The organism is Paenibacillus harenae (assembly GCF_030812415.1).
Classification (GTDB): Bacteria; Bacillota; Bacilli; order Paenibacillales; family Paenibacillaceae; genus Pristimantibacillus; species Pristimantibacillus harenae_A.
In genome coordinates, this window is record NZ_JAUSST010000002.1 from 843,209 (window position 1) to 858,984 (window position 15,776).

At 53.2% G+C, this 15,776-nt stretch carries 15 protein-coding genes; 14 read left to right on the top strand and 1 reads right to left on the bottom strand.

The window, feature by feature from the left end:
* The first annotated feature begins 51 nt into the window (after nt 1-51).
* The 10 genes from fabF (at nt 52) to trmD (ending at nt 11,257) form a co-directional block, all read left to right on the top strand.
* Complete coding sequence (fabF, locus tag J2T14_RS08745) at nt 52-1,293, top strand: beta-ketoacyl-ACP synthase II (protein ID WP_307203993.1); 1,242 nt, start codon at nt 52-54, stop codon at nt 1,291-1,293.
* Nucleotides 1,283-1,990, top strand: coding sequence for a ribonuclease III (rnc, locus tag J2T14_RS08750; protein ID WP_307203994.1), 708 nt, complete (start codon nt 1,283-1,285; stop codon nt 1,988-1,990). The genes fabF and rnc overlap by 11 nt, the downstream gene beginning before the upstream one ends.
* 346 nt (nt 1,991-2,336) lie before the next feature.
* Nucleotides 2,337-5,912: a chromosome segregation protein SMC gene (smc, locus tag J2T14_RS08755; RefSeq protein ID WP_307469895.1), complete on the top strand. Its 3,576-nt coding sequence runs from the start codon at nt 2,337-2,339 to the stop codon at nt 5,910-5,912.
* 43 nt (nt 5,913-5,955) lie between these two features.
* A complete protein-coding gene (ftsY, locus tag J2T14_RS08760) occupies nt 5,956-6,957 on the top strand; it encodes a signal recognition particle-docking protein FtsY (RefSeq protein ID WP_307203997.1) in 1,002 nt (333 codons plus the stop codon).
* 522 nt (nt 6,958-7,479) lie between these two features.
* Nucleotides 7,480-7,881, top strand: coding sequence for a putative DNA-binding protein (locus tag J2T14_RS08765; protein WP_307203998.1), 402 nt, complete (start codon nt 7,480-7,482; stop codon nt 7,879-7,881).
* Nucleotides 7,868-9,244, top strand: a complete 1,377-nt coding sequence (ffh, locus tag J2T14_RS08770) for a signal recognition particle protein (protein WP_307469897.1) — start codon at nt 7,868-7,870, stop codon at nt 9,242-9,244. Before J2T14_RS08765 ends, ffh begins: the two co-directional genes overlap by 14 nt.
* A gap of 52 nt (nt 9,245-9,296) precedes the next feature.
* Nucleotides 9,297-9,569, top strand: coding sequence for a 30S ribosomal protein S16 (rpsP, locus tag J2T14_RS08775; RefSeq protein WP_307204000.1), 273 nt, complete (start codon nt 9,297-9,299; stop codon nt 9,567-9,569).
* Between the two features lie 28 nt (nt 9,570-9,597).
* Nucleotides 9,598-9,828 (top strand): KH domain-containing protein, encoded by a 231-nt coding sequence (locus tag J2T14_RS08780; protein ID WP_307204001.1) that lies wholly within the window; start codon nt 9,598-9,600, stop codon nt 9,826-9,828.
* 148 nt (nt 9,829-9,976) lie between these two features.
* Complete coding sequence (gene rimM / locus J2T14_RS08785; RefSeq protein WP_307204156.1) at nt 9,977-10,501, top strand: ribosome maturation factor RimM; 525 nt, start codon at nt 9,977-9,979, stop codon at nt 10,499-10,501.
* Nucleotides 10,502-10,504: 3 nt separating this feature from the next.
* On the top strand, nt 10,505-11,257 hold the full coding sequence (gene trmD / locus J2T14_RS08790) for a tRNA (guanosine(37)-N1)-methyltransferase TrmD (protein ID WP_307469900.1): 753 nt from the start codon (nt 10,505-10,507) through the stop codon (nt 11,255-11,257).
* Nucleotides 11,258-11,336: 79 nt separating this feature from the next.
* Here the strand turns inward: trmD and J2T14_RS08795 are convergent, their stop codons facing one another.
* The gene (locus J2T14_RS08795; protein WP_307469903.1) at nt 11,337-12,764 is read right to left on the bottom strand and encodes a CAP domain-containing protein; all 1,428 of its coding nucleotides are present in this window, start codon (nt 12,762-12,764) and stop codon (nt 11,337-11,339) included.
* A gap of 215 nt (nt 12,765-12,979) precedes the next feature.
* Here J2T14_RS08795 and rplS point away from each other — a divergent pair, with 215 nt between their 5' ends.
* The 4 genes from rplS to J2T14_RS08815 all read left to right on the top strand — a co-directional run bounded on the left by rplS (nt 12,980) and on the right by J2T14_RS08815 (nt 15,726).
* Nucleotides 12,980-13,321: a 50S ribosomal protein L19 gene (gene rplS, locus J2T14_RS08800; protein WP_307204005.1), complete on the top strand. Its 342-nt coding sequence runs from the start codon at nt 12,980-12,982 to the stop codon at nt 13,319-13,321.
* A gap of 95 nt (nt 13,322-13,416) precedes the next feature.
* Nucleotides 13,417-14,127 (top strand): signal peptidase I, encoded by a 711-nt coding sequence (lepB, locus tag J2T14_RS08805; protein ID WP_307204006.1) that lies wholly within the window; start codon nt 13,417-13,419, stop codon nt 14,125-14,127.
* 33 nt (nt 14,128-14,160) lie between these two features.
* Nucleotides 14,161-15,048 carry a ribosome biogenesis GTPase YlqF gene (gene ylqF / locus J2T14_RS08810; RefSeq protein ID WP_307469907.1) on the top strand — a complete coding sequence of 296 codons (888 nt, stop codon included), beginning with the start codon at nt 14,161-14,163 and terminating at the stop codon, nt 15,046-15,048.
* A gap of 63 nt (nt 15,049-15,111) precedes the next feature.
* Nucleotides 15,112-15,726, top strand: coding sequence for a ribonuclease HII (locus tag J2T14_RS08815; protein ID WP_307469909.1), 615 nt, complete (start codon nt 15,112-15,114; stop codon nt 15,724-15,726).
* Nucleotides 15,727-15,776: the final 50 nt, after the last annotated feature.

The following is a 15,776-nucleotide window of genomic DNA, read 5'->3' on the forward strand; positions in this document are numbered from 1 at the left end:
AAGATGGCGCAGGCTTGGCCATCCATATTGCTGTCCTTAGAGGTGAAGCGAATGAAACAACGAGTAGTAGTTACCGGTATGGGGGTTATGACCTCATTAGGTTCTGATTTGGAACAGTTCTGGGGCAATTTGCTTGAAGGCAAGTCGGGGGTTTCCGTTGTGGAGGCATTTGATTTCTCCGAATATCCGACGCGCATTGCCGCCGAAATCAAAAACTTTAATCCTGAGGATTACGGTTTGGATAAAAAAGAAGCACGCAGAATGGACCGTTTCGTTCAGTTCGCGGCTGTAGCCAGCCAATTGGCGGTGAAAGACGCGGATTTGAAGATCGGAGAGGCCGTCGATGCGGAACGCGTAGGCGTCATGATCGGCTCCGGTATCGGCGGTCTTGGAACGTGGGAAGATCAGCACAACATTTTGCTTGAGAAAGGCCCTAAGCGTGTCAGCCCGTTCTTCATTCCGATGATGATCGCGAACATGGCTTCCGGCCAAGTATCGATGCTGACGGGTGCGAAAGGTCCGAACAGCACGGCGGTGACCGCATGCGCGACCGGAACGCATTCCATCGGCGACTCCTACAAGCTCATTCAGCGCGGTGACGCTGACGTAATGATCTGCGGAGGTGCGGAAGCGACAATCCGTCCGACCGGCATGGCGGGCTTCTGCTCGATGCGCGCAATGTCCGTTCGCAACGATGAGCCGGAGAAAGCAAGCCGTCCGTTCGACGTCGATCGCGATGGATTCGTTATGGGCGAGGGCGCAGGCGTTTTGGTGCTTGAGTCGCTCGAGCATGCGCAAGCGCGCGGTGCTAAGATTTACGCGGAGATTATCGGTTATGGCATGAGCGGCGACGCTCACCACATGACGGAGCCTGATCCGGATGGCGCGGCACGTTGCATGGCCAAAGCGATCAAGGATGCGGGCATAGAACCATCGGAGATCGACTACATTAACGCACATGGCACATCGACGCCGGTTGGCGACCGTTCGGAGACGAAGGCGATCAAGAAGGCGCTTGGCGACCATGCTTACAAAGTAGCCGTAAGCTCGACGAAGTCGATGACGGGACATTTGCTCGGCGCAGCCGGCGGTGTCGAAGCGGTTATTCTTGGCCTTACGCTTAAGAACGGCATTATTGCGCCAACAATCAACCTGGATAACCAAGATCCGGAGTGCGATTTGGATTATGTGCCGAATAAGCCTCGTAAAGCGGAAGTAAAAACGGCGTTATCGAATTCGTTCGGATTCGGCGGTCATAACGCAACGATCGTGATGAAAGTTTATGAAGCGTGATTCCTTCATGGAGCTGCAGCAGAGGCTGCAGCTCCATTTTAAACGTCCACGGCTGTTGAAGCAGGCGTTCACCCATACGTCTTATGTGAACGAGCATAAGGGAGCGCAGACGAAAGACAACGAGCGGCTGGAGTTTCTCGGCGATGCGGTGCTGCAATTGCTTGTGTCCGAGTATTTGTTCATGACCTACCCGCAGCGGCCGGAAGGCGAGCTGACGAGAATGCGCGCATCGGTCGTATGCGAGCCGTCGCTCGCTCAATTCGCCGAACGGCTGGAGCTTGGCGCGCATGTGCTGTTAGGCCGCGGCGAAGAGCAGCTGGGAGGCAGGCAGCGCCAGGCGCTGCTGGCTGACTTGTTCGAATCGTTTATTGGAGCGATTTTCCTTGATGCGGGCATCGAGCAAGTACGCAGCTTCCTGCAACAGCATATGTTCCCGTTCATCGATTCGAACGACTACGGTTTGCTTGTAAAGGACGCGAAGTCCAAGCTGCAGGAACGCTCGCAGCATCATGGGCTCGGTCCGGTCGAGTATCGAATCGTGGAGGAGCGCGGTCCCGCCCATGACCGGGAGTTTGTCGTCGAAGTGTATCTCGGTGAGGAACGATTCGGCATTGGCAACGGCAGGACGAAGAAGGAAGCGGAGCAACGTGCGGCTGCCGAAGCATGGCGCAACTTATCGCAAGAGCAGCAAGCGTAGAACGGTAATGGAATGGAACACCTCTCGGACGTGCGAGTCGTCCGGGAGGTGTTCCATTTATTTTTGCAGTGAGGACATGAATGCGCTATTTCTAGCTAACTGTAAGCAATCGAGACGATTCGGACATAGTGGCCTTTATTTGTGAACAAATCGAATATGCTATGCAAACTGTATTTTGACCCCTGTAAGGGATTGTCCGTTCGGCAGTTTGACCGATGCGGAGAAGTTCAAGAAGGTTGGCTGGGTTGTTGCGTTCTTTCTCATTCATACGCCGTCCTGTATGTCAAAATGGTTAACGTAAACTATTAAGATGTGGTACAATACAGGGTGAGGTGAAAGCCAAACCATGTTTCTGAAGAGGATTGAATTATCGGGTTTTAAATCATTTGCCGATCGTACGGAGATGGAATTTGTAACCGGCATTACGGCTGTCGTTGGGCCGAACGGTTCGGGTAAAAGCAACATTTCCGACGGCATCAGATGGGTGCTGGGCGAGCAGAGCGCGAAGAGCTTGCGCGGCGGCAAGATGGAAGACGTAATATTCGCCGGAAGCGACGCGCGCAAGGCGGTCAACTATGGCGAGGTATCGCTGACGCTGGATAATGCGGATGGCGCGCTGCCGCTTGAATATAATGAAGTAACGGTCACGCGCCGGGTTCATCGGAGCGGCGACAGCGAATACCTGATTAATAAGCAGCCGTGCAGGCTGAAGGATATTACCGAGCTGTTCATGGATACGGGCATCGGGAAGGAAGCGTATTCGATTATCGGACAAGGCCGGATCGAGGAAATTTTAAGTACGCGTTCCGAGGATCGACGCGGTATTTTCGAAGAGGCGTCGGGTATCGTCAAATATAAATCCCGCAAGCGCGAGGCGCAGAAGAAGCTCGATGAGACGGAGCAGAACCTGCTGCGCATACACGACCTCGTCTCCGAGCTTGAAGACCAGGTAGAACCGCTTCGCAAGCAGTCGGAGAAGGCGATCCACTTCAAGGAGCTCAAGGAACAGCTGAAAAATAAAGAGATATCGATGTATGTACATAATATCGAACAAATTCACGGATCGTGGACGGAAGCGAGCGGCAAGCTGGAGAAGCTGACGAATGAACAGATGCAATTGTCTACGATCGTAAGCTCCCATGACGCCCATCTTGAGAAGGATCGCCAAATGCTGCGCGAGCTGGAGACGACGCTGGATCAGCTGCATGAACTAATGCTGCAGATCAGCGAAGACTTCGAGAAGTGCGAAGGCTATGGCGAGGTGCTCAAGGAACGCCGCCGCAATCTGGAGCAGAACAAACGTCAGCTCGAGGAGTCGATTGCTTCGCAGGACGCGCGCATTGGCGTTCTGACGAAGGAAGAGGCGGAATTCCGCAGCAAGGCTGCTGCGCTGGAGCTGGAGCTTGCCGACATTCGAGCTAAGATGGCGGAGGAGGAATTCAGGCTGCTCGGCGTTGCCGGCGGTACGGCTCCCGATGCTGAGGAGACGCTGAAGAGCGAGCTGCTGGAAGTGCTGAGTTCGATGGCGCAGCATCGCAACGAAATTCGTTACGCCGCACAGCAGCAAGAGACGCTGCAGCGCCGGATGGAACGAATGAGCGAAGACGAGATGAAGTGGTCGGATCAACAGACTCGCGTCAACGAGCGGAGAGAACACTTGCAGCAAGCGCTGAGCGCTACGCTTGAACAGCTGGAGCAAGCGCGAAACAAGTCGATATCGGAATCGGAGCAGACGAAGTCGATTACGCAGACGCTCGATGAAGTGACGATCGCGATTCGCAAGTGGGATCAGAAGCTGGACAGCCATATCTCGCGTCGCGACACAATGAAGGAAATGCAGGATGCGCTTGACGGCTTCATGCACGGCGTTAAGGAAGTGCTGAAGGCTTCACGCCGCGGTACCGGGGGCATTTCCGGCGTTCATGGAGCGGTCGCGGAGCTGATGCGCGTGCCGGAGCGGATCGAGACGGCTGTCGAGACGGCGCTCGGCGGCGCGCTCCAGCATATTGTTATGGAAGACGAGAAGTCCGCTCGGGCGGCGATCGCCTTCTTGAAGCAGAGACAGCTCGGCAGGGCAACGTTTCTGCCGCTCGACGTCATTCGCGGGCGGCAAGTGCCTGAGCATGATAAGCGGATAGCATCCGAGCTCGAAGGCTTCATTGGAGTAGCGGCGGATCTCGTTGGCAGCGACAAGAAATACGAAGCTATCGTGAACAACTTGCTCGGCAACGTATTGCTCGCAGAGACCCTGGAGCAAGCAAACCGCATTGCGTCCAAGTGCTCATACCGCTACCGTGTCGTTACGCTCGACGGCGATATTGTAAACGCAGGCGGTTCGATGACAGGCGGCAGCTTGCAGAAGAAGGGTGCAAGCCTGCTCGGCAGGCAGCGCCAGATTGAAACGCTCGATCAAGAGATTGCTGATGCAAGGATTACGGTGGAGCAGCTGCGGGACAAGCTGAGCGACTTGCGCAAGGAGCAGTCGATCCGCTCGCATAACATGGAGGAGCTGCGTGCCAAGGCCGAGCAATGCCGGATCGAGGAACAGCAAATTCGTGCCGAGCTCCAGCAACTGAATAACGAAGCGAAAAACTTGGACGAGCAGCAGCAGCTTCATACGGCTGATCGCAGCACGCACAAGAACGAGCTTGAATCGCTCCAAGCGGCTGCGGAAGCGGCCGAGAAGCGGCTGGAGCAGCTCGTTATAGATGAAGCAAGATTGCAGGAAGCGATTCGTCTTGCGGAGGAGCGGCGCAAAGCAAGCGAATCCGCGAAAGAGGAGCTGCAAGGGCAGCTTACCGACATTAAGATCGCCGCGGCGAAGACCGATCAAGAGAAGCTGTCGTTCGAGGATCAAGCGACGCGGGTGCGCACGGACATTCAGCGCGCCAAGCAGGAACTTGCCAGCCTGCGCTCGTTGTCCGAGCAGCAGGACGAGGAGCTTGTCCGTCATGGCGAGGAGTCCGTCCGCCAGATCGAGCAGCTTAACGCGCTGCGCATTAAGAAGCAGCAATGCGCGGAGCAGACGGATCTGAAGCGCGCCGAGCGTACGCAGCGCTTTCAGGAAATCGAGGAAGGCGAGAGCGAGACGAAGGAGCAGCGAGCCCAGCTTAGAGCGGTCGAGGAGCAAATGCGACAGACTGAAATCGCTGCGAATCGGCTCGATGTGGAGCTCGATAACCTGCTTCGCAAGCTTAGCGAAGAATATGAGCTAAGCTACGAGCTGGCGAAGGAGCAGTATCCGGTTCCGGAGGACGTGCTCGGAACGCAGACGGCGGTTCGCGATCTGAAGCGGCAGATTGCCGCCCTCGGTGAAGTGAACCTCGGCGCGATCGATGAATACGATCGCGTGAAGGAGCGCTTCGAATTCCTGTCGGAGCAGAAAAACGATCTAATTGAAGCGAAGACGACACTGTATCAAGTTATTCGCGAAATGGACGAGGAGATGTCTAAGCGCTTCAAGACGACTTTCGAAGCGATACGCGGCCACTTTGTCGTTGTATTCGCGAAGCTGTTCGGCGGCGGCCGGGCCGATCTCGTCTTGGTCGAGCCGGATAAGGTGCTCGATACGGGTATCGACATCGTAGCGCAGCCGCCAGGTAAGAAGCTGCAGAACCTGCAGCTGCTGTCGGGCGGCGAGCGGGCGCTGACGGCGATTGCGCTGCTGTTCGCCATCCTGCAAGTGAAGCCCGTACCGTTCTGCGTACTCGATGAAGTCGAAGCTGCGCTTGACGAAGCGAACGTAGCGCGATTCGCCCAATATTTGCGCGAGTTCTCGGAACTTACGCAGTTCATCGTCGTAACGCACCGTAAAGGTACGATGGAAGAAGCGGACGTTCTCTACGGGGTAACGATGGAGGAAGGCGGCGTATCGAAGCTCGTGTCGGTACGTCTGGAGGAAGACGAGCCGGTATCGGCGTAGAAATTACGGTTTGCTTGTATGTTTAGGATGGAGGACATGGAGAATGAGTTTTTTCAAGAAATTGAAGGAAAGTATCGCTACGAAGACCGAAGCGGTCACGAATATATTCAAGGAAGGCTTGACCAAGACGCGTACCGCCTTCGTCGAGAAAGTCGAAGAGCTAATACTGCGCCGCAAAAAAATCGACGAACAGTTCTACGAGGAGCTTGAAGAAATTTTGATCGGCGCGGACGTTGGCGTCAATACGGTTATGCAGCTTATCGACGAGCTGCGCGCGGAAGTGAAGAAACGCAAAATCGAGGACGCGGCCGATCTGCAGCCGATTCTCTCCGAGAAGCTAATCGGGCTGATGAAGGGCGACGACCATTCTGCGCTGCGGATGGCTTCCAGCGGCATTACCGTTATTCTGTTCGTAGGCGTTAACGGCGTTGGCAAGACGACCACGATCGGCAAGCTTGCCCATAAGTTTAAGAGCGAGGGCAAAAGCGTCCTGTTGGCTGCCGGCGATACGTTCCGTGCCGGAGCGATCGAGCAGCTTGAAGTTTGGGGGCAGCGCGTAGGCGTTGACGTCATTAAGCAGCAATCCGGCTCCGATCCGGCAGCCGTCATGTTCGACGCCGTTCAAGCGGCCAAGCAGCGAGGCGTTGATGTGCTCCTGTGCGATACGGCAGGACGCCTTCAGAACAAGACGAACTTGATGGAAGAGCTGAACAAAATATTCCGCGTCATTCAACGCGAGCTTCCGGATGCGCCGCATGAGGTATTGCTCGTGCTCGACGCGACGACCGGCCAGAACGCGCTTAGCCAAGCGAAGCTGTTCGGCGAGAAAAGCGGCGTAACCGGCCTCGTATTGACGAAGCTGGACGGCACGGCAAAAGGCGGCATCGTCATCGCGATCCGCAACGAGCTGAACCTGCCGGTGAAGCTTGTCGGTCTTGGCGAAAAAATGGGCGACCTGCAGCAATTCGATTCCGAGCAGTTCGTGCATGCCCTCTTCGCCGGCTTAATCCAGCGTGAGGAAGAAGAAGCGCAAGCTGGCCAATAAGCGTCAGCTTTATATGCAGCTATAGCCGCATGGCTCCCCCGCCAAAACGATAGTGTTAGCCGGTTCGCATTGATGTTCCGGTTTGTATAACCCAAGGCATCAACGGGAAACCTCCTGTTATTTTCGTTGCTATATCGTTCGAATGCAGTTTAACTGGAAAACCTCCTGTTATCACCGGGGAGGTAACCGGTTTCTCTGGGGAATCGTGAAAATAGCTGGAGAAATTCCAGTTATACAGCCCGGATGGGCAAAAAAGCAGAGATTAACGGTAGAAAATCCCTTAATTATTGAGGCGAGAATTAAAGAAACAGATGTCGATCCCGCACTTTCATGAGGCTTGCACTCAGGTGAGTAGCCGATGGTTGCGTCGGATTACGTTTTGATCTGGTGACAAGTACAAATGCTTGACAGCCGCCTATAGCGTCATGTATGATAAAAGACGTTGCAATGCTGTAAAGGTGTTTTACTTGACGGCTTGCCGGTAGAGCAAAAGCGATGCTAAGGAATCGGGAGGCGAAGGGGATGAAAGCAAATGAACCAGACGCCTTATCGAAGACGACCCGAGTCAATTTGCTGTTCGACTTCTACGAGCCGCTTCTGACAGAGAAGCAGCGAACGTTTCTCAAATATTATTTTCACGACGACTTCTCCTTGGGCGAAATCGCTGCGGAATTCGGCATTAGCCGTCAGGCGGTGTACGATAACGTCAAGCGGGCCGAGCAGGCGCTCGAAGGCTACGAAAGCAAGCTGAACCTGCTTGTGAAACACGAGACGCTGCTGAAGCTTGCCGATCAGTTGGAGAAGAGCGTAATGAACCTAGCGATAGAAGATACAGAGAGAACTGCGCTCGTGAGTGTCATTGACGCATTCAGAGCGGCGGATAATCGATTAGAGAAGGAGGTGACGGTTCATGGCAGCATTTGAGAGCTTATCGAATAGGCTTCAGAATGTATTCAGCAAGCTGAGGGGTAAGGGCAAAGTAACCGAAGACGATCTGAACGAAGCGATGCGCGAAGTGCGGCTGGCTCTCCTGGAGGCGGACGTTAACTTTAAGGTCGTGAAGGATTTTATCGCCAAGGTGAAGGAAAAGGCTTTGGGCTTGGACGTATCCAAGAGCTTTACGCCCGGCATGGTCGTCATCGATATTGTAAATAAAGAGCTTACGGAGTTAATGGGCGGCACCCAAAGCAAGCTTGCTAAGGCGAACAAGCCTCCGACGGTCATCATGATGGCCGGCTTGCAGGGCGCAGGTAAAACAACGACTTCCGGTAAGCTTGCCAAGCTGTTGCAGAAGGGCAATCACAAGCCGTTGCTCGTTGCCTGCGACATCTACCGTCCAGCGGCAATCAAGCAGCTTCAAGTGCTAGGCGAACAAATCAATGCGCCTGTATTCGCGCTTGGCGATCAGACATCGCCGGTTGAAATTGCCCGTCAGAGCTTACAGTTCGCGAAGGACAACAACAACGATTACGTCATTATCGATACGGCGGGCCGTCTGCATATTGACGAGGCGCTGATGGAAGAGCTTAAGAACATTCATCAGATCGTCAAGCCCGATGAGGTGCTGCTCGTTGTCGATGCGATGACAGGGCAAGACGCCGTTAACGTAGCCCAAAGCTTCCATGAGCAGTTGGTGCTTACCGGCGTCGTGTTGACGAAGCTTGACGGCGACACGCGCGGTGGCGCGGCATTGTCCGTCAAGGCTGTAACGGGCTGTCCGATTAAGTTCGCTGCGATGGGCGAGAAGATCGATTCGCTCGAGCCGTTCCATCCGGAGCGGATGGCATCGCGTATTCTCGGCATGGGAGACATGCTGTCGCTGATCGAGAAGGCGCAGGCGGGAATCGACGCGGACCAGGCCAAAGAGATGGAACGCAAGATGCGTACGGCGGAATTTACGTTTGACGACTTCCTGGAGCAGATGGCTCAGGTGCGCAAGCTTGGCCCGCTCGATCAGATCATGGATATGCTGCCCGGCATGAACAAGATGAAGGGCGTTAAGGACATGAAGATCGACGAGAAGCAGATCGGCCGCGTCGAGGCGATCGTTCGCTCGATGACGAAGGATGAGAAGCAGAAGCCCGAGCTTCTCAACCATAGCCGTCGCAAGCGCGTCGCAGCGGGAAGCGGGACAACAATCGTTGAGGTCAACCGCTTGATCAAGCAGTTCGACGATATGAAGAAAATGATGAAGCAGTTCTCGTCGATGATGGGACCGAAAGGGCCTAAGGGTGGCAAAAAAGGGCTCAAAGGCATGCTCGGCAAAAATATGAAGTTTCCGTTCTAATGAATGACGGAGCAGCGACTTTATGTTTATTTTTCGAAGGAGGTGAATTCTAATGGCAGTACGTATTCGTTTGAAACGGATGGGCGCTCACAAAGCTCCTTTCTACCGCGTTGTTGTATCGGACTCCCGTTCGCCGCGTGACGGACGTTTTATTGAAGAAATCGGTACTTACAATCCGGTTGTACAACCGGCTCAAGTAAAGATCGACGAAGAGAAAGCTTTGAAATGGCTGCAAACAGGTGCTCAAGCTTCTGACACTGTTCGCGACCTGCTTTCCAAAGCTGGCGTCATGAAAAAGTTCCACGAGCTTAAACTTCAAAAATAATAGCGGATGAACAGCGGAGGGCTTTGAGATGAAAGAATTAATTCTTGTCATAGCGAAGGCTTTGGTGGATCATCCGGAGGAAGTGCGTGTGAACGTGAAGGATGATGACCGCAATACGATTTACGAGCTTTCGGTTCACCCTGAGGATATCGGTAAAATTATCGGTAAACAAGGTCGTATTGCGAAAGCAATGCGTACAGTTGTGACTTCAGCTTCCGTCAAATCGCAGAAGCGCGTCGTCGTCGATATCATGTCATAATGCACGCATGCGAGGGTTAGGATGAATAGTCCTAGCCCTTTTCCATTTGGGGAGATATAATGGACGGCTTCCTTCCGCGACGCGACGTGGAACGAAGCTGTTTTTCATGTATAATACAGATATACATAAAGGTGAAGGGCTGGTTGGAATGAACGGGAAATGGTTAACGGTTGGCAAAGTCGTGAATACGCATGGGATTAAAGGCGAGGTCAAAGTATTGTCGCAGTCTGATTTTGCGGACGAGCGGTTCGCTCCTGGAAGCAAACTGCTGCTGCAGGATGAAGAGCGAGGTACTTCGCTTGAGGTGAAGATCGTTAGCTCGCGTTCGCACAAGAATGTATATATTGTGAAGCTGGACGGATTCGACGATATTAACGTTGTCGAGAAGTACAAAGGCTGGGCGCTCAAAATATCGGAGGACCAGCAAGGCAAGCTGGATGAAGGCGAGTATTACTACCACGAAATAATCGGCTGCCGCGTGATTACGGATGAGGGCGAGGAGCTTGGCACGATTACAGAAATCCTTAGTCCTGGCGCAAATGATGTGTGGGTGGTTGAGCGTCCGAAGGGAGCCGGCAAGCCGATTCTTATTCCGGTTATCGACGATGTGCTGCTTCGTGTCGACGTTGCAGAGAAGGCCGTCACGGTCAAGCTAATGGAAGGATTGATCTAACGAATGAAGATTGATGTGCTGACGCTGTTCCCGGAAATGTTCGAAGGCGTGTTCGGAGCGAGCATATTGGGCAAAGCGAAGGATAAAGGCATTGTCTCTCTGCAGGCGATCAACTTCCGCGATTATTCGAACAATAAGCATAATACCGTTGACGATTATCCATATGGCGGCGGGGGCGGCATGGTGTTGAAGGCAGAGCCGGTCTTTGCGGCAGTAGAGGATCTGAAGCCTGAACCGAACGTGAAGCCGCGCGTCATCCTGATGTGTCCGCAGGGCGAGACGTTCACGCAGAAGAAAGCCGAGGAGCTGGCGAGAGAAGAGCATCTCGTGCTTATCTGCGGCCATTATGAAGGCTATGACGAGCGTATACGCGAGTATTTGGTTACGGACGAGCTGTCGATCGGCGATTACGTGCTGACAGGCGGGGAGATCCCTGCAATGACGATCATTGACAGTGTCGTTCGGTTGCTTCCGGGCGTGCTGGGCAATGAAACGTCGGCGGTTACGGATTCTTACAGTACAGGCCTGCTGGAATATCCCCATTATACGAGACCGGCCGAATATCGGGGCTGGGAGGTTCCAGACATCCTGTTGTCCGGGCATCACGCCAATATTGATGTGTGGAGGCGTCAACAGTCGCTGCTGCGCACGCTGCGTCGTCGTCCCGATCTGCTGGAGCAGGCAGAGCTCTCGGACAAGGAGCGCAAATGGCTGAAAGAAGCTGCAGCGCAAGAAGGTATCGAGTGGAAAACTTAGCAAGAACAAAAAACAAGCTGCAGTCGGTTATTAGGACCGGTGCAGCTTGTTTTTTTGCGGTTCTTGAATAGGGATCGTATTATGGCGTATAAAAATTTTGGGTATAATAAATGTTGTAAGAGCTGGTAGAACTGCCGAAGCCTACGCCGGTACCGAGCTTCTCCATCTTGCTGTTCAGCAGAGTCTCGCGATGACCGGAATCGGAGTTCATCCAGCCGTAATGGGCGTAGATGCTGTTCGGATAGCCTGCTGCTATATTTTCCGCCGCCATCCTATAACGTACGCCCTTGTCGTCCATGCGATCAAACGGCGATTTGCCGTCGGGATTATAATGGCCGAAGAAATTCCTCCCTCCCATGTCGACGCTGTGCGCGCGCGCGGACGAGGCTGCAAGCTTGTCCCAGACAAGCAAAGGAATGCCTCGTTTCGATCTCTCGGCATTCGCCAGGTCGAAGGTTTGCTGCTCGAAAGCGGTTTGGATCGCCGCGGAATGCTTGACGGTGCTTGCGCTCCCGGACTTGATCAGAAGCATGCCGCTTACTTTGTTTCCGTCCTTGCGGTCGATGAACAGCGTTGTAAGCACGCCGTCCGCCGTATACATATAATAATCGTCGCCCGAGGCAGCGTCTTGAACAGCGCCTGTCCGCGACTTCGCGTCGGCAATTGTTATTCCAGGCTCAATGCCTGTTTCGGTTTGCCACATGGCTTCAGAACTGGAGAATAGCGCGACAACGCGGTTGTTTTGCATACCGGCCATAAGGAACCGTTCGTAGCTCTTGCCCGTGTTGTAAATATGCCAATCAAAGCTATAGCCGCTCGCTTCGATTCTTATAGGACTGCCTAAGAGATGCTCGAGCCTCTGTCCATCGTCACCGATCGCGATGCCGCCCAGCTTATAGCCTACTGGCTTAATCTTTGCGCTGGCGAGCGAGGAGCTGTGTTGTTTCAGATTGTAAAAAAAGGTGAGCGCTTCGGCCCGCGTGAGCAAGCCTCCTGCTTCAAACCCGTTAACAGTAGCCGACGTTCGTCCGTTGGATATCTCTTCGTCGAGCAACCATTGGATAGCGCTTGTCTCCGAAAACGATTTGCCTACCGCAGCAGAGGCGATAAGGTGAGCTGCTTGTCCGCGGTGGAAGGAATTAATCGTTGTTGCATAGGTTACGGGCCATCCATGCTCTAGCGCATAGTCATAATAAGGCGTATACCATGCGCCGCCAGCAACGGACGACAGAGGTACTAGATTATAAGCCCTGAGCAGCATGGTCAAAAATTCAGGTTCACTGATCGGTTTGTTCGGCTTGAAGGAGCCGTCGGCGTACCCTGCTGCCAATTGTTCTTCTACCGCCCAGCTAATGTAGTTTTGTGCCCAATGTCCATCCGTATCGATGAATGTAGGGGAGCTTGCGGTTGCAGCTTCGCTTGGGTAAACGGCCGTGAACGAATAGATGAGCAGGATTGCGATAACGAAATGGAGCATTGGGTTGGATTTTCGGGAATTTTGTAGCATTCTGCACCTCGTTTTTGTCATAGTTTGTCATTATATAGATACGTATAAGTATACACGATTCGGTCCGTACTAAAAACAAGTTGAATTGTAAGTGCGGTTGTGGTAAAATTTCTAATGTTGTTCGTATATCGGGCGGTCCGCTAGCAGTGTTGAACCGGTTCAATGGAATTCGGCGAGCTTCTATGAACGTCTATGGTGGAAGGAGTGAAATTTTAATGAATATCGTACAAGCAATTACACAAGAGCAATTGCGCAAAGATCTTCCAAACTTTCGTCCAGGCGACACTTTGAAAGTACATGTTAAAGTTATCGAGGGTACTCGTGAGCGTATTCAGTTGTTCGAAGGCGTTGTAATCAAACGCCGCGGCGGCGGAATTAGCGAGACTTTTACAGTGCGCAAAATTTCTTACGGTGTTGGCGTGGAAAGAACTTTCCCGCTGCATTCGCCAAAACTCGAAAAAATCGAAGTGGCTCGCCGTGGTAAAGTACGTCGTGCGAAATTGTACTACCTTCGCAGTCTGCGTGGTAAAGCTGCTAGAATTAAAGAGATTCGCTAAGATGAACAAACAAGAGGGGCTTGCGCAAACAAGCTCCTCTTCGTTTTTTGCAGCATTGCTTACATAACTACGCATAAGGAAAGAGGGCGGGAGAGATGGACTTACAGAAGAACAATGGCGTTTCTGATACGGATGGCGGCAATGAATTGAAGCATTCAGATGCAGAGGATGGGCAAAGCCCGCTCCCGGAGCGTGCTGTTACATATGGAGCGGGTTCGGCTAGGAAGGGCGGAGCTTATAAGGAAATCGTAGAATGGATCAAAGCTCTGGTCATAGCAGTCGTGCTCGTATTTATTATCAGGCAATTTTTGTTCTCTCCGTTTATAGTGGATGGACCCTCGATGGAGCCCAACTTCGAAACGGGCGAACGTCTCATCGTGAACAAAATACTGTATTCGATTCGTGAGCCTAAGTTCGGCGAGGTCGTCGTGTTCGACGTGCCCGATCAGCACCGCAAGTTCATTAAACGCGTAATCGGCGTCCCAGGCGATAAAATCCGTCTTGAAGGTGACGATCTATATATTAATGATAAAATAGTCGAAGAGCCGTATATTAAAGAAGCGATCGAAGAAGCTCATGCAAAAGGGGAGCTCTATAACGAGCCGGGAATCAATACCGACTTCCCGAATAGCCAGGTAACGGAGGCGACGGTGCCGGAGGGCACGATCTTCGCGCTTGGCGATAACCGCAGCAACAGTACGGACAGCCGCTTTATCGGTTTCGTAAGGGACGAGGAAATCGTCGGACGCGCGGACATTATTTTCTGGCCGCTGAACAAGCTGGAGTTCATTAAACATTGGAATTAGGATTTTAGTTTGATTGAGGTTTGAGGTGAAAGCATGGCGATTCAATGGTTTCCCGGTCATATGACCCGGGCGAAGAGGCAAATACAGGATAAGCTCAAATTAATCGATATTGCGTTCGAGTTGTTGGATGCGAGGGTGCCGCTGTCTAGCCGCAATCCGATGATCGACGAAATATTGAACAATAAGCCTCGTCTTATTGTGCTTAACAAGTCGGATCTCGCCGATCCGAAAGCAACGGAAAGCTGGATGCAATATTTTGCCCATGAAGGTCATGAGTGCGTCGCCGTCGATTCTTCGACTGGCACGAGAGTTGGCGACATCCCGGCGAAAGCGAAGCAAATCTTGCATGAGAAGATAGCTCGCCAAATAGCGAAGGGCATGAATCCGCGTGCGATCAGAGCGCTTATCGTCGGTATTCCGAACGTAGGCAAGTCGACGTTGATCAATCGTCTCGCCGGCCGCAATATAGCAATAACGGGCGATCGCCCGGGCGTAACGAAGGGGCAGCAATGGATTCGCGTCGGCGGCGATATCGAGCTTCTCGACACGCCGGGCATTTTGTGGCCGAAGTTCGAGGATGAGCTGGTCGGTTATCGCCTTGCGATGACGGGAGCGATCAAGGAACAAATCTTGAACGTTGACGATATTGCGTTCTTCGCGGTTCGGGAGCTGGCCGGGCGATATTGGCCGACGATCAGCGAGCGTTACGACTTGGACACGCCACCGAAGGATGTAGAGGATTCCGATGAGATCGTGCGGGTCATGGAAGATATCGGACGTCGCAGAGGCTGTTTGATTGGCGGCGGACGCGTCGATTTGGAGAAAACGTCGGGCATTATTTTGCGCGATCTGCGAGCTGGGAAGCTCGGTCGGATTACGCTTGAAGCGCCTTACGACGATATGCCTGGAAGAAAAGATTAAGCGGCAAAAGCAGTAAGCTGCGTAAAGCATTACGGCGCAAGCGGCCTTAGGGGGAACGATACGATGCTGCGGTTTGAACAAGCTTTATGGGGCGACGGTTATTCAACCATCGCAGGCATTGACGAGGTTGGGAGAGGCTGCCTATTCGGCGATGTCGTTGCCGGAGCGGTTATCCTGCCTCCCGGTCTGCTGATTGAGGGCGTTGACGATTCGAAGAAGTTGTCGGAGAAAAAGCGGGATATGCTTTATGAAGTTATTTTGCGGCAATCCGTGGCTTGGTCCGTTGCTCGCGTCGATGCGGAGACGATCGATCGAATCAATATTAAGCAAGCCGCCCGCTTGGCGATGAAATTGGCGGTCGAATCGCTCGCCGTACCGGCAGACTATCTGCTCATTGACGCGGAGAAGGTCGACTTGCCGCTGCCGCAGCAATCGATTATTAAAGGCGACGCGACGAGCCAGTCCATTGCAGCGGCGTCAATCGTCGCGAAAGTGACGCGTGACAGACTTTGCCAAGGCGAGTGGGAAGAAGCGTATCCCGACTACGGGATTGCCATTCACAAGGGCTATGCAACGAAGCTTCACCGGGAGCGACTACTGGAGAACGGGGCTAGTCCGCTTCATCGTCGTACGTTTCTAGGCAAGCTGTTTGCAGAGCAGCAGCAGCTGTTAGTATAACGCTCAAAGTACATAGGAACGTAAGAACGCCTGTTACTTGTTCTTGGCAT